Here is an 18649-nt window from a genome sequence, read left to right as displayed (position 1 = left end):
TTGCTGCCGCCCGGACACGCAGACACCCGGCCCCGATCGAAGCTGAGGGGCAGGAGGATCCTGACGCGGTGCGCCTGGTGGTCGCAGAGACCGCACGGTGCCCAGGGGCCCACGTGGCTCCGCTCGCCGCTCTCACCCCAGTTGCTCGGCGAGCCCCACGATGATGCCTTCCGGGCCGCGGACGTAGCAGAGCAGGTAGCTGTCCTCGAACCGGGCGATCTCCCCGACGAGCTCGCCGCCGTGGGGGCGCAGGCGGGAAACGGTGTCCTCGATGTCGTCGACGGCGAACATGACGCGGTGTGTGCCCAGAATGTTGTGCGGCCGTTGACGCGGCCCGGCGCTGATCGCTGCGGGGCTGCGGTACTTCGCCAACTCGAGCCGACTGTGCCCGTCGGGGGTTCGGACCATCGCAATGTCGCAGTGGACGCCGTCGAGTCCGGTGCACTGGTCGGCGACGAGGCCCTTGACCTCGGCCCTGCCCTCCAGTTCCATGCCGAGCTCCTCGAAGTACGCGACGGCGGCGTCCAAGTCCTCGACGACGATGCCGACGTTGTCCATACGCTGAATCGCCATGCTGGTCTCTCCTTCTCCTCGTGCGGCCGCCGGTAGCCGCTGATATCCCTGGGACGGAGGCGGTGACACGTTCTCGACATCCGCAGACCACCGAACTCCCGAGGATCGGCTCGCCCTCGGCATCGTTACAACAGAACCGAGAGCCGTGCGTCACGGACGAGGATGATTTCGGTGGAAGTTGCCGCTCCCCCGGGGACGATGAGCCGCAGCGTGCCTCCACGTAGATCAACCCGCCGCACCGACCCCGTGTGCCCGAACGCACGCGCCACCGAGGGCCACTCAAGGCCCGAACCGGGCTCGAAGGTCGTGGCCCGCGACCGCGGCCGCGGCCGCGGCCGCGGAGGATGGGACGGGGCCGACCGGATTCGAACCGGCGTCCTCCTACATGCTGTGAAGGCGCGACAACCGCTGCGCTACGAGCCCCGTCCCGCTCGTGATCCTACGAGAGTCGCCGACCTCCCATCGCATGCTCCAGGGCTGCCCGCTCGGGGCGCTGGCCGCCTACCGGCGAAGGTCTCGGTCCTGGAGGCGCCGGGAGCGCTGCTCGGGTCAGTCCAACGGCGGCTTGTGGCCCGACTGGAGCATCCGCAGGGCGCGGGACGCGTCGAACGGCAGGATGGTCACCGCGACGTGGGGCAACTGGCCCAGCGTCCTTGCGATCTTCTCACCCGTACCGCGGTGGAGGAGCTTGCCGAGGATGTTGGCGTACATCCGCCGAGGCACCAGCACCGTCAGGCTGGTGTCCTCGTCCTGCGTGGCGCGGACGGCCAGTTCCCGCATCGCGTGACGCAGTCGGCGGTCCGGGCACGCGACGAGTTCAAGTGCCACCGTTGTCGCGGATGTGGACTCCCAGACCTCGCGGAGGTGTCGTGCGTGGGCCTCGTCGATGGCGAAGTGCACGGCCCGGACCGTGTCGGGTCGCAGTTCATGGGCGTAGCGAAGCGCCTTGAGGGTGGCAAGGTCCAGCGTTTCGACGAGGACGAATACCTGGTGGCGGCGGACGCGCGGGCGGTCTGCGCCGGCGGGCAGCCGCTCGAGTACTGCGGCCTCGTGCCGGTACTCACGGTTGATCCGTACCAGGGCCCAGACGCCGAGCGGGAAGATCACTGCCACCAGCCAGGCACCTTCGGTGAACTTGGTGACCAGGAAGATCAGGACGACGGCCGCGGAGACGACGGCCGCGAGCGCATTGACGACAACCTTCACCCGCCGCAGCGGTTCGCGCCTGCGGAGGTGATGGACGGTGAGGCCGGCTCCCGCCATGGTGAAGGCGGTGAACACCCCGATCGCGTACAAGGCCACCAGTCTGTCCACGCTGGCGCCCGTGGCGAGCAGCAGCGCCAGCGAGACGACCGTGAGCGCGATGATGCCGTTGGAGAACGCGAGCCGGTGGCCGCGACGGGTGAGCATGCGCGGCAGAAACCGGTCTTCCGCGACGAAGCTGGCCAGGAACGGGAAGCCGGTGAAAGGGGTGTTGGCGCCCGTGTAGAGGACCAGCGCCGTCGAGAGCTGGACGAAGACGAGTCCGGTCGTTCCGAGCGTCCCCTGACCGAAGACGAGCCGGGCCTCCTGGGCGATGACGGTCGGTGTGCCGTCGGTGTAGGGGACGGCGTGCGTGTAGTGCGCCAGTGTGGAGACGCCGAGTACCAGGACGGCGAGCACACAGCTCATGGCGATGAGGGTGTGGCGGGCGTTGCGGCCCTGGGGCTCACGGAATGCGGAAATTCCGTTCGAGATCGCCTCGAGGCCGGTGAGGGACGACCCGCCGTTGGCGAAGGAACGCAGGACGATGAAGAGCGAGGCGCCGTAGAGCCATCCCTCCCCCGGGGTCCCCGACGGAACCACGCCCTCGGCCTGCAGGTCGGCGTGGGCCAACCCACCTGTGAGCCCGCGTACGACCGCGACGACAAGGACGAGGCCGATGGCCGTCATGAAGAGGTATGCGGGCAGCGCGAACATGCGGCCCGCCTCGCGCACCCCGCGCAGATTTCCGTAGACCAGCAGGACGATCACCGCCACGGATACGGGCAATTGCAAGTGGTCCAGGCCTGTCCAGCCGTTGCCGGCCAGGTGGGCGAGGGAGATCAGAGCGTTGGTCCCGGCGGACACCTGGACGGCGACCGTGACGATGTAGTCGACGAGCAAGGCCACGGCGGCGATCTGTGCGACGTTCGGCCCGAAGTTCTCCCGGGCCACCACGTAGGAGCCGCCGGCCCGGGTGTAGATGGTGACGACATCGCTGTAGCAGAGCGTCAGGAGCAGCAGAACGAACAGGATGGCACCCGTCACCGGCAGGATCAGGGTGAAGGCGGCGACCCCGACGACGGGCACGAGAACGCGGAGCATCTCCTCGGAGCCGTACGCCGACGAGCTGATGCAGTCGGATGCGAGGACGCCGAGCGCCGTCCGTTTGTCCAGCTTTTCGTCGCTGATGTGCTCAGTGGTGAGCGGCCTGCCGAGCAGGTGCCGCTTTACCCGGTACATCGGGCGGTCGACAGTCATGCGCCCATCAGAACGGTCTCCCGTTGCAGGACCGCGCCGACACCACGGTTGGAACACTCTCATGGAGCCGCTGCCCGTCATCTCCACGGATCCGCCGGCTCGCCGGGCCCCGTGGAGTGTCGGCCACGGCATGGCGCCTTTATGGGAGTGAACACTCTCGGCGCCTCGGCTCGAAGGGTCGGTCATCGGAGGACGACCACCTGAGAAGACTGCGTCCCGAGGCCCGACGAGCAGAGCGCCGGCCGGCGGTAGCCTGGGCAGGGTGGGGCCATCCTCGGTTCTGTGGCGATGGCCCCGGGACGCATAGGCGCGACGGGCGCCCATTCCCGCGCCTACGAACCGATGTGACGGCCTGCCCAGGTCATCAGCTCCGGGGCGGCAAGGCTCTCCACCCAGAGGTCAGCGTGCTTCCTCTCAGGGCCGGTCGGGCTGACACCGATGCCCAGGACTCGCAGTCCCGCGCGTCGGGCCGAATCCATCCCCGTGAGCGAGTCCTCGACCGCGAGTGCCTCCTGAGGGGGAACGCCGCACAACGTCGCGGCGATCCGGTACACGTCCGGCTGAGGTTTGGGACGTGCATCCTCACCGGCGACCACCACGTGGCCGAAGTAGGAGAGCAGTCCGGCACGGTCGAGGCAGGACTCCACCATCGTGCGTGGGCAGTTACTCGCTACGGCGAGGGGAATGTGCTCGGCAGCCAGCCTGACCAGCCTTGCCGCTCCTGGCATCGTGACCGGTTCCTCGTGGACGAGGGCCGTGAAGTTGTCGAGGAGTGCGTCGGTCAGATCGTCGGCGAGGTCGGGCTTCCCGGTCTCCTCGGCCATGAGGGTGCCGCACTCGGCGTAGTGCACGCCCTTCGCGCGTTCGGCGAAACCTGTGGGTGACTTGAGACCGAACGATCGGAACGTGATGCTGCGGGCCTCTTGCCAATGGCGTTCGGTGTCCATGAGCGTGCCGTCGCAGTCGAAGACGATGGCGGACGGGGACCAGTCGAGGATGTAGTGAGCTGTCATGTCTCTGCCGTTCTCAGTGATTACGTCACCAGTTCGGGTCGCAGGCGCACGAAAGCGGGCAGCGACTCAATGGCCGGGCCGCGGATATCGGGATGCGGGACGCTCTTCGAGAGCCTCACCCTGGGGCGCATCCGTACGACGCTGTCCGCCAACCCCGAAAACATCGTGATGGTTACGTTAATTGGGCACAGCAGATTCCCGCAATCACCAATTCGAGTGCATCTGGGCGATCGAATCAGCAGTCGCCCCGCCGGCGCCACAGATCATGAATGGGCGTGCGGCCGACGGAATCCAGTTCCCCGATGCCCCGCCTGGCTGCACTTTCCTGACAGTCGGGCGCGATCCGGTCCGGTTCCGCGCCTCACTACCAGAAACGTTTCTGTTCACAGAATCAGGGGATTGCACGAAACGGGCCGCCCAAGCACACGGTCGAAGAATAATAAAATCCTCGCGCGCCGCGACCACTCCCCCGGAAGACGGCGCAACTCGACTGCGCAAAATTGTCGAACGCACTCTCGAAAGGAGAACGCAAGTGCAGGACAGAGCACGTACGACCCGCAGGGTTCTACTGGAGTCCGCAGCGCATCTTTTTCTCGAACGAGGCTATGTCGGGACCAGCGTCAACGACATAAGCGAGCACTCGGGAAGGACCAGCGGAGCAATCTATTTCCATTACTCCAGCAAGGAGAAACTGGCGCTGGCCGTCGTTCGGGAGCAGTTCGCCACCTGGCCGCAACTCGTCGTCCCCTACTCGACTCCAGGCATTCCGCCTCTGGAGAAGCTGGTGGCACTGAGCTTCGACATCGCCCAGGCCCTGAGTGAGGACACCGTGGCAAGAGCGGGTGCGCGGCTCTGGGCGGAGCGCCGCAGCATCGACGCTGCCGTCCCCACCCCTTTCGACGCCTGGGTGCCCGCGGTGACTCGGCTCCTGGCGGAGGCCAGGGTCCGAGGCGAACTCGCAGAGGGGATCGAGCCGTCAGGAACAGCCGTGACCCTCGTGTGCGCCTTCTTCGGGGTGTGCGCCTTGGCCGAGGACGTACCCGGCGGACTGGACTGGGACGACCGGCTACGGCGTTGGTGGACGCTCATGCTGCACGCACTGCAGCCGGAACCGGAACCCGGCGCTCTGCTCGCCCGCGCGCGGACCCCGCTTCCCGGCCGGCGGGGCGAGCCACTCTCCCTCGGCGTGCGATGAAGACCGCGGTCGAGTCGCACAGGCTGACCAGAAGTGCCACCCCGACGGCACGGCAGCAGCCGAGGCGCGCCCTTCGATCACGGGCATGTCGACCGCACTACTCGGCCCCGGTCACCCGAGTAGTGCGGACAGGTCGCGCGGCTCTCGGCCTTGAAGCAGGATCGAGGCCGTAGTCGTGCCGTCGAGCCGCCGACGCACACGCCGCCGTTGAAGGAGATTCGGGTCGATGAGCACCATCTCCAGCTCCGCGTCAGAACCGCTCACGGGAGAGACGTCGGGCCGTGTCTCGCAGTCCGTCTTCGATGGCTCCGCCCTCCGCGTCATCCTCATGCTGGACGTGAACGACGGGGCCCAGGAGCAATTCCTCGAGACGTACGAGGAACTGCGCAAGCACGTTCAGGCCATTCCCGGACACATCAGTGAGCAACTGTGCCAGTCCATCGAGAACCCTTCCCAGTGGCTCATCACCAGTGAGTGGGAGAGCGCTCCGGCCTTCCTGGGCTGGGTGAGCAGTGAGGAGCACGTGCGCATGGTGAAGCCGTTGCACCGGTGCGCGGGTGCTACCCGGTCGCTTCGATTTCACGTGATCCGGGAGACAGTCGTCTGACGAGCTCGACAGCCTGTCATCGCCTTACGGTCGGCAGGCCCCGAGCGCCCGGACGGGCCGTTCGTGCGGCTCGGGGTTTCGCGAAGCTCGCCCCGGACCGGCCGGGGCCACGTCCGGAACCCACCCGGGCCGACCGCTCATGGAGCGGACAGCCCGGGTGGGCCGGGCAGTCGAGCTCGGCGCGTCGCGCGACCCGATGGTGGGGACGCGCGGCGGTCTCAGTTGCCGATGCCGGAGCTGCCGATGCCGGAGTTTCCGATACCGGAGCTGCCGATACCCGTGTTGCCCAGGCCCGCATTGCCCAGACCCCAGTTGGCGACACCCGCGTTCCCGATGCCGTCGTTGAAGACACCCGCATTCCCGATGCCGTCATTGAAGGCGCCAGAATTGCCGATGCCCGTATTGCCGAAGCCCGAGCTGCCTACGCTGCCGCCCGGCCGGTCGTCGGCGCCGGCCACGCCGGCGCCGCAGACAGCAAGCGCCGCCGCAGCACCGAGTGTGGCCGTCACACGGAGCAGAATTGCACGCATCGTCGCATACCTCCTGTATCGGGGCTCTTTGCTCGCTATCTCTAGCACGCGGTCATCCCGGATTCGAGCATGCTTGGCCGAAGCTGCCGTGTCGCCGCGAGTGCCTCGCGCAACAGAACGGGGAGCTCCCGCCCGAGGGCGGAACGTACAACCGAGCCGTCGTCGACGGCATCGTCGCGGGCCGCCTGTACCCCCGTTGTGCGGCTGAGCTGATTCACGGCGCCGGTCCGCGCGCACGGGGCGCGTGGTGCGGGCGCCCCTGCTCAAGCGGTGTGGGCCGCTACGGCGTCGACGATCCTGGGCCAGAGTTCGCGTGGACGGTCGTGGCCCATGTCTGGAATCAACAGGAGTTCCGCGCCGGGGACCAGCTCCGCGGTCCGTTTGCCTCCACTGGGGTCGATCAGGGTGTCGTCCAAGCCGTGGATCACCAGTGTCGGCACACGCAGTTCTCGCAGTGCGTCCGCGCGTGAACCTCCGAGGACCATCGCACCGAGCTGCCGTCCGGCACCCGCGGGGTAGAAGGAGCGGTCGTAGCTTCGGCCCGCCAGGTCACGCAGTGCGTCCGCGTCGCCGTATCGCTTGGAGGCCCAGACCAGTTCCTTCTCGGCGGCGGCGACGTGTCCCTCTCGATCGGTGGGCTTGGGGCTGGACAGCACCGTCTGGGCTTCCCGGCCGGCCTGGCCGTACTCGCTTTCGCCGGTCGAGGACATCATCGACGTCAAGGTCAGCACTCTCTCCGGAAAGGAGAGCGCCATGGTCTGGGCGATCATTCCTCCCATCGAGCTTCCGACCACGTGGGCGCGTTCGATACCGAGCGCGGTGAGCAGCCCGAAGCCGTCACCGGCCATGTCGTGAAGCCGGTAGGGAGCCATCGCGCGGGCGGCGGAGATGTCGCCCGCGCTCACGGCCGCCATGAACTGGCCTATGTCCACGGGGCGATCGTCGAACTTGGTGGACAGCCCGCTGTCGCGGTTGTCGTACCGGATCACGTATCGGCCTCGGTCAGCCAGCGCTCGACAGAAGTCCTCGTGCCACGCCAGCATCTGCGCGCCGAAACCCATCACAAGCAGGACAGGGGGATCCCCGACGTCTCCGAAGGTCTCGTACGCAATGGCCACCTCGCAGGACACGTCAACGATCGGCATGCGTGGAGCTTGTCATGACCGGCAAGGGATCGCACACAGATACCGCGCGTGCAGAGGGGACCGCCCGTGTCTGCCTTCGGCGGCGGTGCGTCCGGCACACCGGACCGGCGAGAGCCGTCGGACGAGCCGCCCGCGGGCGCGAGAGCTCACGCGGCGGACGGCCACCCGGCTTCGAACAAGGCGAACGAGGTGACGGAGGCGATGACCCCACGTGGGCCGGGAATCGTTGCGTTGCGGTCACACGCTCGCCCGGCCCTGGCTGACGACTCGACCCCTAATCGGGCCGTCCACCGCGAGATACACGAAGCCGCCGTCCTCGACCCACGTCCCTGGCCGACGCCATACGGACGATCCGGCCGGGGCACTCACCTCATGGCCGACCGGACAGTTCCTGGGCGGACGCCTGGTTCAGCTCGACGTCCAGGTCGGGCGACAGGGCCGGCGTGGGGCGGCGCGCGGCATCGCTGATCCGGATCAGAATGCCTACGAGAGCCCAGTTGGCGATGACGGAAGAACCTCCGTACGCCACGAACGGCAGCGTCATTCCGGTCAGCGGGATCAGGCCCATGACGCCGCCCGCGACCACGAAGACCTGGAGCCCGAAAGCACCAGACAGGCCGGCCGCGAGGAGTTTGCCGAACGGGTCGCGCGCGGCGAGCGCCGTGCGTATCCCCCGCTCCACGATCAGGCCGTACACCAGCAGGACCGCCATGACACCGGCAAGGCCCAACTCCTCGGCGAACGTGGCCAGGATGAAGTCGGAGTTGGCGGCGAATCCGATGAGGTCGGAGTTCCCCTGCCCCAGCCCGGTGCCGAGGACGCCTCCCGACCCGAAGGCCCACAACGCCTCCATGGACTGTTCGGAGTGACCCCCCAGTCCCTGTCTGCTGAGGGTGTACTCGCGCATCGGATCCAGCCATGCCTGAACACGCTGCTGGACGTGCGACTCGAATGAGGCGACCCCCACCGCGCCGCCCGCGGCCATGAACAGGCCGAAGACGATCCAGCTGGTCCGCTCGGTGGCCACGTACACCATGACGACGAACATCCCGAAGAACAGCAGCGACGTGCCCAGGTCGGTCTCGAAGACCAGGATCAGGATGGACATCGCCCAGACCACGAGAATGGGCCCGAGGTCGCGGCCACGGGGCAGGTACAGACCCATGAACCGGCGGCTGGCCAGCGCCATCGCGTCCCTCTTCACCATGAGGTACCCGGCGAAGAAGACGGCGATGACGATCTTCACGAACTCCCCCGGTTGCAGGGTGCCCAGCCCGGGGATCTCGATCCAGATCTTCGCCCCGTAGCTGTCGGCGCGCAGGCCCGGCACGAGAGGGAGCACCAACAGGATCATGGACAGGGCCATGGAGATGTAGGTGTAGCGCTGCAGGACACGGTGATCCTTGAGGAGGACGACCACCGCCACGAAGAGCGCCATGCCGAGTGCCGAATTGAGCAGTTGCCGGGGAGAAGCCTCGAAGAACTCGCCGCGCGCCTGGAGCCGTTCGGACTGGTCCAACCGCCAGATGAGCACGAGGCCGAGTCCGTTCAGCAGCGCGGCCAGGGGTAACAGCAGCGGATCCGCGAACGGCGCGAACCGGCGGACCACGAGATGGCCGATACCTGCCAGGAGGCCGATTCCGAGTCCGTAGGCGAGCAGGCCCGCGGGGAGCCCGCCGTCGAGGGCGAGGCCCACGTTCGCGTAGGCGAGCACCGGGATGGCGACCGCCAACGCCAGAAGAGCGAGCTCGGTGTTGCGCCAGTTCCTCACGCCGACTGCGGGCGTGGAGTGCGCCGAGGCGCCGGAATGCCTGCTCATCACTGGATCGGCCTTTCGCTGCTTCTCACGGCTCACCACGCAGCGGCTCCAGCCCTCTGCCCAAGGCGCTGACCGCCCCGGCGCTGATACCGGCGCGGTTATGACATGCCTCAGACGGGAGGCTCCCGTGGTCTGAGGTCATGCCCGCGAAGACACCGAAATCGATCACACGGTTCCCGTCGGCCGGCTACGGGCGACCCTGGCAGCATCTTCCAAGTGAGATCGCGGACCGGAGGCATGGCGCGGATTCACGCCCTTGCGCCACTGCGCGCCGGGCGAAGGGCGGACACGAACCCGATGCACCGCTCACAGAGCACCCGTCACCGGCCCGGCCTTCACGCCGGAACCGGTAACGCCGGCGAGCATCAGGTCAGGAGCCCGTTCAGCCACTGCTGCCAGGCGGCCTCGGCCCCCTCCGTATCCGGTCCGAACAGGTGGTGGAACATGAGCAGGGCACCCGAACCGAAGTGGAAGGTGTAGATCCCGTCAGGGGTACGGACGGCGATCCGCTCGTCGTCCGCCCAGACGACCTCGCCGTCCATGGGCACCAGGCCGGACGGTTCGGCGTGCGCCCGCGCACCGACCGCGACCGGGGCGGACAGCGCCAGCCCGCGGGTGAGGGCCGCACCGACGTCCTGTGCCGTCCTGCCGGGCGTCGGAACCATGGCGAAGACGGGGAAGCCGACCGTCGCGGGAAAGCGGGTCAGGTATTCGCCGAGCGTGTGGAGGTGGAAGGGCCAGCCGCGGCGCAGCGCGTCGTACTCGTCCTGCCAGTCGTCTCCGAGCAGGCCGCTGTGGACCACGCGGAGAACGGTGCTGCCGTGCTCCTTCCCCTCGATCAGGTACTCGAAGGCCATGAAGCGGCCGTCCTCGCCGGGGGAGGTTCGGGTCGCGAGGCGTCTGCCGGGTTCGTAGGCCGTGATCACGGCCTGCTCGCGGTGGCCGGCGATGTCCATCGACGCGACACCACCTTCTCGGGGTTCAACCTCGTTACGGCCCATGAACCAGGAGTCGATGCCAGGGCCTGTGGCGATGGCCTGCCAGACCTCTTCCGGGTTCACCGGCAGGGTCGTCTCCAGCTCGATCTCGAATGGGTGCGTCATGATCGCTTTTCCTGTTCTGCTGACGGTTCTTGTTCGTGCTCCCCCATGGCTCCCGGCAGGAGGCCGGGCTCACCCTTCGGAGCGTCTGGATGGGCTTCGGGGATCTGGTGCACGCCGACGATCACGCGGTTGCGTCGGCCTCCCGGCGCGGATTCGTCGTGGTAGCGGCCGACCAGGGCCGCCATCACCTGAGTGAGCTCCTCGGCGAAGGCCGCCCGGTCGGCCGCCGACGCGAAGCGCACCTCGGCGTCGATCCCGAAGCTCGCGACCCGCCGCTCGGCCCGGGCGGCGCCGGTCAGCAGCATGCCGACCTCCCGCACCAGCCGGGCTCCCAGTGCCAGCAGCCACTGACCGGAGAGCTGGTCGGGGGACCGGGAGGGATCCGGACTGACGGCGGCCAGGGCACTGGGCGAGATCACGTAGGAGGAGGCGGTGGCGCGGTACACCCGCTCGGTGACGTTGCCCTTGCGCCGCTCCTCGGCGAGCTCGACCAGTCCGTGACGCTCCAGCTCCTTCAGGTGGTAGTTGATCTTCTGCCGAGGCAGTCCCAGGCGGGCGGCCAGCATGGCCGCCGACCCGGGCTCGGTCAGAGCAGCGAGGATCCGGGACCGTATCGGGTCCAGGGATGCCACCGCCGCAGCGGGTTCTTCGATCACAGCTACATCCAGCACTCCCTCAGGATCAACCCGACAATAATTTTTGTCAAGACAAAAAATATTGTCGGTGAAGGGAGGCCGGTCGCCTGCCGACAATCCTCCTGGCCTCCCGCGCACGGGAGGAGCCGCCTCGGGGACCGCAGCCCGACGGGCGCCGGCCGTGTTCACTTTCGATACGCGGACGATATGTGGCCGCTCGTAACCTCGAAGCATGCGAGTGTTGATCGTCGAGGACGAGCCCTACATGGCGGAAGCCATCCGCGACGGCCTGCGCCTGGAGGCGATCGCGTCCGACATCGCCGGTGACGGCGACACCGCCTGGGAGCTGCTGAGCACCAACGTCTACGACATCGCCGTCCTCGACCGCGACATCCCGGGCCCTACCGGCGACGAGATCGCCGAACGTATCGTCACGTCCGGCAGCGGCATTCCGATCCTCATGCTCACCGCCGCCGACCGGCTCGACGACAAGGCCTCAGGGTTCGGACTCGGCGCCGACGACTACCTCACCAAGCCGTTCGAGCTCCAGGAGCTCGTACTCAGACTCAGAGCCCTGGACCGCAGGCGTGGGCACAACAGGCCGCCCGTGCGCGAGATCGCGGGCCTGCGACTCGATCCGTTCCGCCGCGAAGTCCATCGCGACGGCAGGCACGTCGCCCTGACCAGGAAGCAGTTCGCGGTACTCGAAGTCCTCGTCGCCGCCGAGGGCGGTGTCGTCAGCGCCGAGGAGCTTCTGGAGCGGGCATGGGATGTGAACGCCGACCCCTTCACCAACGCCGTCCGCATCACGGTCTCGGCCCTGCGTAAACGCCTCGGCGAACCCTGGGTCATCGCCACGGTGTCCGGCGCCGGGTACCGCATCGACGCACATCCGGCTCCCGCTCCCGAGGGAGGGGAGCGTGAATAGGCGGCCCGGGCTCAGCGTCCGCTTCAAACTCACCCTCAGCTACGCCGGGTTCCTCATGATCGCCGGCCTGCTGCTACTCGCGGCGGTGTGGGTCTTTCTCCTGCGCTACGTCCCCGACCGCGCGATGCTCATCAACCCCGACGACAGGCTCCGTGGTGTCTTTCCCGTCCGGTCCGCCCTCCTGGACGTCTTCGCTCCGAGGGCTGCCGCCGTGCTGGCGTTCCTGCTTCTGTTCGGTCTCGTGGGTGGGTGGATTCTCGCCGGCCGCATGCTCGCCCCGCTGACCCGCATCGCGGACGCCACCAGCATGGTCACGAAAGGTTCGCTCTCGCACCGGATCCGGTTGACCGGGCGCAAGGACGAATTCCGTGAACTCGCCGATGCCTTCGACACCATGCTCGCCCGCCTCGAAGATCACGTGGCGGAGCAACGGAGGTTCGCGGCCAACGCCTCCCACGAACTGCGCACCCCGCTGGCCGTCTCGCAGGCGCTGCTCGACGTGGCCCGCAAGGACCCGGCACAGGACCTGAGCAAGGTCATCGCCCGTCTGCACGCAGTCAACGCCCGGGCGATCGACCTGACCGAGGCGCTCCTCGTACTCAGCCGCGCCGATCAGAGGTCCTTCGCCCGAGAAACCGTAGACCTCTCCCTGCTCGCGGAAGAGGCCACCGAGACACTGCTCCCGCTCGCCGGGAAGCGCGGTGTCAGCATCGAGACCTCCGGGGAGATCGCCCAGGCGTTCGGCTCGCAGACTCTCCTGCTGCAGTTGACGACGAACCTCGTACACAACGCGATCGTGCACAACCTGCCCGCCGGAGGAAGGGTATGGGTCAGTACGGCTGTGGGCCCCGGGACCGGGGTGCTCACGGTCGAGAACTGCGGCGAGACACTCTCCACACAATCCGTCTCGACTCTCACCGAGCCCTTCCAGCGGGCCACCGAGCGGCTCCGCAACGACCACGCCGGGGTCGGACTCGGACTGGCCATCGTCAGGAGGATCACCGAGGTGCACGACGGGTCCCTCACCATCACCGCGCGCGCCGAGGGCGGACTCCGAGTCGTCGTTCGCCTGCCCCGACCCCCCGCCCGGCCCCCGAAGGACACCGACCAGTGAGTAAAGCTCTACAAGACGTCGAAGGTTCGCGGGAGCAGAGCGACCCGGGCGAGCGCGCCGCACTCCCGCACACGGCTGCGGCCCGCCGCTCCGACGCCGGCCGCGACGGCAGCACCCGCTCCGGTGCCCGGCCGGCACGTCGCGTTTTTCGGGCGGTGCGAAGTCTCCGCAGACCTGACCCGTGGAAGCGCGGCCTGTGGCTCGCGGCCTCGGCGCTGGCGCTCGGCCTGCTCATGTTGCTGCACGCGGAGATCACGGACCGGGGCGGCACAGGCAGCCTCGTGGAGTCACTCCTGCCGTGGTTCGGTGTGTTCATCCCGGTGATCCTCGCGGGGGCCCTGTGGCGCAGGTCCGCCGTGGCGACGGCGGCGCTGGTGCTGCCGGCCGTGGCGTGGTCGAGCCTGTTCGGAGGACTGTTCCTCGACAAGTCCGCGCCGGGCGGAGACCTCACGGTGGTCAGCCACAACGTCAACGCCGAGAACCCGGACCCGGTGCGCACCGCCCGCGGCCTGGCGGCGTCCGGGGCGGCCTTGCTGGCGCTCGAGGAGCTGACTCCCCGGGCCGCGGTCGCATACGGGAAGGAGCTGGCCGGGACATACCCCTACCACACGGTGCAGGGCACGGTGGGCCTGTGGAGCAAGCTGCCCTTGTCGGATTCCCGGCCGGTCGACGTCCTGCGGGGGAACGTCGGACCGCTCGCCGAGAGCCGGCGCGCAAAGGACCTGCCCGTGGACCCGCCGCGGGCGCTGCGCACGACGGTGGCCACGGACAAGGGGTCGCTGGTGGTCTTCGTGACGCACCTGGGGTCGGTACGGCTGATGCCCCGGCACGGCTTCTGGACGGACTCGCGGGACGTCGGCGCCGCAGCGCTCGCCAAGGCCGTCGCCACCGAGCGGAACGAGCGGGTGGTGGTGCTCGGCGACATGAACGGCACCACCGACGACCGCGTGTTCGACGGGCTCACCTCGCACCTGCGCTCGGTGCAGGAAGCAGCCGGGCAGGGCTTCGGTTTCACTTGGCCGGCGTCGTTCCCGATGGCGCGGATCGACCAGATCCTGGTCCGGGGTGTGGAGCCTCGGAGCTCGTGGGTCCTGCCGGCCACAGGCAGCGATCATCTGCCGGTGGGAGCTCGCCTCAGCTGGTGACGACTTCTGCGGGATCTCCCGAAGGCCGGCAAATCGGGGTCGCGGCCCGGCCGTTCCTGCCGTCCCGGCATGGTGTGCACAGCAGACCGGGCCGCCCTGCTTCGCCCTACGGAGCCTTGAAGTACTGCGGAAACCGCGGCCCCGTCCACGGCTTGCGGCCCCACGCGAAGACCCGTCCCCTGGCCATGGCACCCACTGGCGAGCAGCGGCCGAGCGCCATCAACAGGAAGGTGACCGGCTCGATGGACAGGGTGCAGTCCGGGCGGTCCGGATGATCCTGAGACACGGTCGCCGCCCCATCGGTGAACGTCACGCCGAAACCTCCGCCACCCCACAACCGCACCGCATAGCGGGCATTCAGGCCTGTTGTGGCCGCGGCGTCCGTCACGCGGGGCATGGCCTCGATCATGAAGGGGAGCGTCAGGGTAACCCTTGCCGGGGTCACCCCGTGCGGACGCCTGAGCGCCCGGGCGATGTCGTAGCCGTGGCCCAACATGTGCGTCAGCAGGTACGAGCCGAGGACCGCCCGGTCCATCGGACCCATCGGCGTCATCAGCGTCTCGCCCACGGGGCGTCGAGCCACCGCGTCGACGTACGCGTCGGCCTGCGTCTCTATCATCGCGGCCAGCGGATGCGCTGCCCGCTCACCGAATGCGGCGAGAGCCTGCTCGTTGGCTGCGGCGATACTCTGCGGAGTGCCGTCGCCATGGCGGCGGGACAGCCCGGCGGCCACCTGCGCCATCAGCTCGTTCGCCTGAGCCAGATGTGCGGCCACCTCCCCCAGGGTCCACTCCGAACCCGGCACGGAAGCGCCCATGTCGGGGGCTCCGCGCAACAGCTCCGCGATCTCCTCAGCCGTGGCGCGCACCGCGTCGGCCAGCCCCGCGGGCAGGACATCGGTGTGCGTGCGCTGGGTTTCCCGCCCCTGATCCGCCGTTGCGCTCATGTCGCTGCCGCTCCCGAAACGCCGTACCCGCCAACCGAGCCTCTTGTCTGCGTGTACACAAGAGCAGCCCGGACAGCTTCACGGCAAGGGGCGTCCGCCTGCCGCTTCCGCCCGCACTGGAGACAGCTGCCACGACTCTGCCATGACATGGGGGCACCGCTTCGCCAGGCCCGGGGTGCGGGCTCGGTGGGTGGTGGTCGGTCCCACCACCCTCGGGGAGCACGGCCCGGCAGCTGTGTCCGGGCCGGATCAGATACGTCGGCCGGTTCAGGCCTCCCGGATGGCGGAGATGTCGAAGGTGAGCTTCACCTTGTCGCTGATCAGGACACCGCCACCCTCCAGCGCCGCGTTGTACGTCAGACCCCAGTCACTGCGGCTGATCGTCGCAGAACCATCGAAACCGACACGCACATTACCCATCGGGTCCACGACCTCACCGTTCAGCGTCAGCTCCAGCGCAACCGGCCGGCTCACACCCTTGATCGTCAGATCACCGTTCATCCGGAACGTGTCCTCATCGACCCGCTCCGCACTCGTGCTGCGGTACGTCATCTCCGGGAACTCCTCCACCGCGAAGAAATCACCGTTCAGCAGGTGCTCGTCACGACCGGCCAGAGCCGTGTCGATACTCGCAACCTTGATCACGACCTCCGCCGTCGAAGCCGAAGGCGTCGAACCATCCAGACGCAGCCGCCCGTCATACTCCGTGAAACGCCCACGCATCGTCGTGACCTTCGCATACTTCAACGAGAACCCGATCTCGCTGTGCGTCGAATCGATCACGTAGTCACCCGTCAGATGCGACAGACTCGAACCCGACTCCACCGCAGTCCCCCCAGCCACAGCCGTGGACACAGAAGCGGAAGCAGAAGCGCTCTTACGGTTGAACAGACCCATGACATGCTCCTTCAGAGGGATTGCATTTGGTTTATCTGTCAACCTTTCCCTCCTTCTTGCCATTCCCCCCGGCGTCGGCGCAGCGAGTGACGGCCGTCACCACCTCCCCTTCCCCGCCTCGGCAAGCAGCTCGGCCCACCAGCTCGGGCGCCACTGCTCTTCGCCCGTCGCCCTGCAGGCGCAAGGCGCAAGGCGCAAGGCGCAAGGCGCAACAGAACCAGGTGATCACTGTGGCGATCTCGGGGTAGCCGCTGCCTCAGGAGGTTCATAACCATGAGTGCAGCAACCAAGAAAAGGACCCGGTCCAGGGTGTACCTGTCGCTCGCCACCACCGCTTTCGGTGCGCTGGGCGTCGTCAAGCAAGCCAAGATCGCCCGTGAGGAGAACGACACCCTGCGGCTGGTCGACGCCGCCGTATCGACCGCCAAGGTCGTCACCGGTCTGGCGATCCTCTACCGCGAGCTCAAGCGTCTCGGTGATGACGACGTCCTGCTGGGCTGAAGGAGTCCTGGGCACATGAACAGGTCGGTGCCGAGGCGAGTACCCCGTTTCCCCGGGCGGACCGCGTCACGCGGCCGCCCGGGGAAAGGTATCGGGCGAGCGCGGGATGACCCGTCGGGATGACCGTCGCCGCGCACTTCCCCACACCTGCGACCCTCGCCCCGCGCCCCTCTCGGCTCTCGGCTCTCGGCTGGAGCCGGCTACTCGGTCGCGCTGACAGACGCTACGAGAACTTGCTGATCTCCCAGAAGCGGAAGACAGTCGAGGGGTCCAGGGTCCATTCCAGACCGGACACGTCGTCGTTCGCCACCGCGTACTGCTTGCCCTGCCACAACGGCAGGATCGGCAGGTCCTCCGCCACCTTGTCCTGGAGCTCACCGAAAGCGTCCTGGGTGGTGCCCCGGTCCGCCTGGGCGGCGGTCCCGGGGATGATCCGGCGTGCGATGTCCCCGCTCGCGTAGCCGTTCTGCAGGACGTTGTCCTTACCGAAGAACGGCTGGGTGAAGTTGTCCGGATCGGGGTAGTCAGGGACCCAGCCCTTCACGTAGATGCCGAGCTCACCGGCCTCGATCCGCTTCTCGTACTGCTCGATGGGCAGGGACTTGACCTTCGCGTCGAACAGCCCGCTCTGGTTGAGCTGCTGGGCGATCGCCCGCAGTTCGTTGTCCGTGGCGGGGCCGTAACGGCTCGGCGTGGACCACAGGGTGAGCTTCACCTTCCCGGTGATGCCGGCGCCGCGCAGCGCCTGTTCGGCCTTGGCCGGCTGCGGGCTCCCACCGTACGTGTCGAAGAAGGCGGTGTTGTGGGCCGTGATGCCGGCCGGGACGATCGAGTAGAGCGGGGTGGCTGTGGAGTGGTAGACCTCGCTGACGAGGGCATCGCGATTCACCAGGTACGCGATGGCCTTGCGCACCGAAAGCTTTCCGGCCACCGGGTCGTTCACGTTGAAGACCAGGTGCTGCACCTCGGCACTCGAGCCTTCGACGACGTGGATACCGTTGTCGGCCGCAGCGCTCGATTCCTCAAGTTGTTCGATGTCCTGCGCGGCCAGACCGCGGTAGGCGACGTCGACGTCCCCCTTCTGCAGTGCGGACGCCAGCCCCTTCTGGTCACCCCGGAAGAAGTCGAGGGTGATGCCCGAGTTCTTGGCTCGCGCCGTGCCGCGGTAGCCGGAGTTGACGGAGAAGACGGCCTTCGACTTGTCGAGGGACTTCAGCTCGTAGGGCCCGGACCCTACAGCCTTGCCGTCCTTGCGCAGTTCGTCCGCCGGGTACGCGCTGTGGTCCACGATGGAGCCGGCGCCCGAGGCGATCTTGCTGGGGAAGGTGGCATCGGGGGTGGTGAGCTTGAAGACGACGGTCTGCGGGTCCGGCGCCGTGATCTTTCCGATTCCGGTGAGCAGCGGCGCCGGCCCCGAGGGGTCGTTGATCCTGATCGCCCGCTCGAAGGAGTACTTGACGTCCTCGGAGGTGAGGCTGTCGCCGTTGCTGAAGGTCAGGCCGTCGCGGAGCGTGCACCGGTACACCGTGTTGCCGCTCTCGAACACGCAGGACTTCGCGGCCTCCGGTTCGGGTGTCGAGCCCCCTCGCGGGAAACTGAGCAGGGACTGGAAGACATTGTTGAAGAGCAGCCACGAACCAGGGTCGTAGCCCGAGGCCGGGTCCACGGCCAGGACCTCGTCCGACATCCCCACGACGATGGAGTCACCGTGTCCGGCGGCACCTCCGTGGCTCTGGATGCCGCAGCCACCCAGCAGGACCACCGCGAGGCCGGCCCCGACGGGGGCGCCCGCTCCCCACTTACGCACGTTCACAGAACTGCCTCTTGCTTTCTGACTGGCCGTTCGGGGGCAGTGCCGCTCCTCTGACCTCAGTCCGCGGCCCCTCTTCAGACACACAGAGAGCCCGTTACTTGACGCTACAACTATAGCGTCGAGTCACCACCCCCTGACGCCACACACTCGGACACCCCAGGTCGTGCGCGCAGGAACAGAGCC

Annotated in this window: 16 protein-coding genes, 1 tRNA gene and 1 pseudogene; 6 read left to right on the top strand and 12 right to left on the bottom strand. The window is 68.0% G+C overall.

The window, feature by feature from the left end:
- Positions 1–132: 132 nt before the first annotated feature.
- The 4 genes from OG206_RS31470 to OG206_RS31455 form a co-directional block, all read right to left on the bottom strand.
- A complete protein-coding gene (locus OG206_RS31470) occupies positions 133–573 on the bottom strand; it encodes a VOC family protein (RefSeq protein ID WP_327121987.1) in 441 nt (146 codons plus the stop codon).
- 350 nt (positions 574–923) lie between these two features.
- Positions 924–997: transfer RNA gene (locus OG206_RS31465), tRNA-Ala, on the bottom strand.
- Positions 998–1122: 125 nt separating this feature from the next.
- Positions 1123–3075: an APC family permease gene (locus OG206_RS31460; protein WP_327121986.1), complete on the bottom strand. Its 1953-nt coding sequence runs from the start codon at positions 3073–3075 to the stop codon at positions 1123–1125.
- A 332-nt stretch (positions 3076–3407) separates the two neighbouring features.
- On the bottom strand, positions 3408–4088 hold the full coding sequence (locus OG206_RS31455; RefSeq protein WP_327121985.1) for an HAD family hydrolase: 681 nt from the start codon (positions 4086–4088) through the stop codon (positions 3408–3410).
- A gap of 532 nt (positions 4089–4620) precedes the next feature.
- On the opposite strand from OG206_RS31455, the gene OG206_RS31450 reads away from it, so the two are divergent.
- Both OG206_RS31450 and OG206_RS31445 read left to right on the top strand, forming a co-directional pair.
- Positions 4621–5283 carry a ScbR family autoregulator-binding transcription factor gene (locus tag OG206_RS31450; protein WP_327121984.1) on the top strand — a complete coding sequence of 221 codons (663 nt, stop codon included), beginning with the start codon at positions 4621–4623 and terminating at the stop codon, positions 5281–5283.
- 226 nt (positions 5284–5509) lie between these two features.
- Positions 5510–5881, top strand: a pseudogene (locus OG206_RS31445) (antibiotic biosynthesis monooxygenase family protein); the annotation flags it as partial.
- Between the two features lie 227 nt (positions 5882–6108).
- On the opposite strand, the gene OG206_RS31440 reads toward OG206_RS31445, so the two are convergent.
- From OG206_RS31440 to OG206_RS31420, 5 genes are all read right to left on the bottom strand, one after another.
- Complete coding sequence (locus tag OG206_RS31440; RefSeq protein ID WP_327121983.1) at positions 6109–6399, bottom strand: hypothetical protein; 291 nt, start codon at positions 6397–6399, stop codon at positions 6109–6111.
- A 284-nt stretch (positions 6400–6683) separates the two neighbouring features.
- Entirely contained in the window at positions 6684–7565 is an 882-nt protein-coding gene (locus tag OG206_RS31435; RefSeq protein WP_327121982.1) for an alpha/beta fold hydrolase, read from the bottom strand.
- 370 nt (positions 7566–7935) lie between these two features.
- Positions 7936–9384, bottom strand: a complete 1449-nt coding sequence (locus OG206_RS31430) for an FtsW/RodA/SpoVE family cell cycle protein (protein ID WP_327121981.1) — start codon at positions 9382–9384, stop codon at positions 7936–7938.
- A gap of 365 nt (positions 9385–9749) precedes the next feature.
- On the bottom strand, positions 9750–10487 hold the full coding sequence (locus OG206_RS31425) for an SRPBCC family protein (RefSeq protein WP_327121980.1): 738 nt from the start codon (positions 10485–10487) through the stop codon (positions 9750–9752).
- Positions 10484–11158, bottom strand: a complete 675-nt coding sequence (locus OG206_RS31420; protein ID WP_327121979.1) for an ArsR/SmtB family transcription factor — start codon at positions 11156–11158, stop codon at positions 10484–10486. The genes OG206_RS31425 and OG206_RS31420 overlap by 4 nt, the downstream gene beginning before the upstream one ends.
- A gap of 196 nt (positions 11159–11354) precedes the next feature.
- Between OG206_RS31420 and OG206_RS31415 the strand changes: the two genes are divergently transcribed.
- From OG206_RS31415 to OG206_RS31405, 3 genes are all read left to right on the top strand, one after another.
- A complete protein-coding gene (locus OG206_RS31415; protein WP_327121978.1) occupies positions 11355–12050 on the top strand; it encodes a response regulator transcription factor in 696 nt (231 codons plus the stop codon).
- Positions 12043–13164, top strand: coding sequence for a sensor histidine kinase (locus OG206_RS31410; RefSeq protein ID WP_327121977.1), 1122 nt, complete (start codon positions 12043–12045; stop codon positions 13162–13164). Before OG206_RS31415 ends, OG206_RS31410 begins: the two co-directional genes overlap by 8 nt.
- A gap of 155 nt (positions 13165–13319) precedes the next feature.
- Positions 13320–14309, top strand: a complete 990-nt coding sequence (locus OG206_RS31405) for an endonuclease/exonuclease/phosphatase family protein (RefSeq protein WP_442805976.1) — start codon at positions 13320–13322, stop codon at positions 14307–14309.
- A gap of 106 nt (positions 14310–14415) precedes the next feature.
- On the opposite strand, the gene OG206_RS31400 is transcribed toward OG206_RS31405, so the two are convergent.
- Positions 14416–15255 (bottom strand): maleylpyruvate isomerase family mycothiol-dependent enzyme, encoded by an 840-nt coding sequence (locus OG206_RS31400; protein WP_327121975.1) that lies wholly within the window; start codon positions 15253–15255, stop codon positions 14416–14418.
- Positions 15256–15522: 267 nt separating this feature from the next.
- Entirely contained in the window at positions 15523–16152 is a 630-nt protein-coding gene (locus OG206_RS31395) for a YceI family protein (protein ID WP_327121965.1), read from the bottom strand.
- Positions 16153–16425: 273 nt separating this feature from the next.
- Between OG206_RS31395 and OG206_RS31390 the strand changes: the two genes are divergently transcribed.
- A complete protein-coding gene (locus tag OG206_RS31390) occupies positions 16426–16653 on the top strand; it encodes a hypothetical protein (RefSeq protein ID WP_327121974.1) in 228 nt (75 codons plus the stop codon).
- Positions 16654–16876: 223 nt separating this feature from the next.
- On the opposite strand, the gene OG206_RS31385 is transcribed toward OG206_RS31390, so the two are convergent.
- Entirely contained in the window at positions 16877–18466 is a 1590-nt protein-coding gene (locus tag OG206_RS31385; RefSeq protein WP_327121973.1) for an ABC transporter substrate-binding protein, read from the bottom strand.
- Positions 18467–18649 lie beyond the last annotated feature (183 nt).

The sequence above is a fragment of the Streptomyces sp. NBC_01341 genome, assembly GCF_035946055.1.
In the GTDB taxonomy this organism is placed as follows: Bacteria; Actinomycetota; Actinomycetes; order Streptomycetales; family Streptomycetaceae; genus Streptomyces.
Note: the sequence above shows the minus strand (reverse complement) of the source record. Positions and strands in the feature narration are given on the sequence as shown.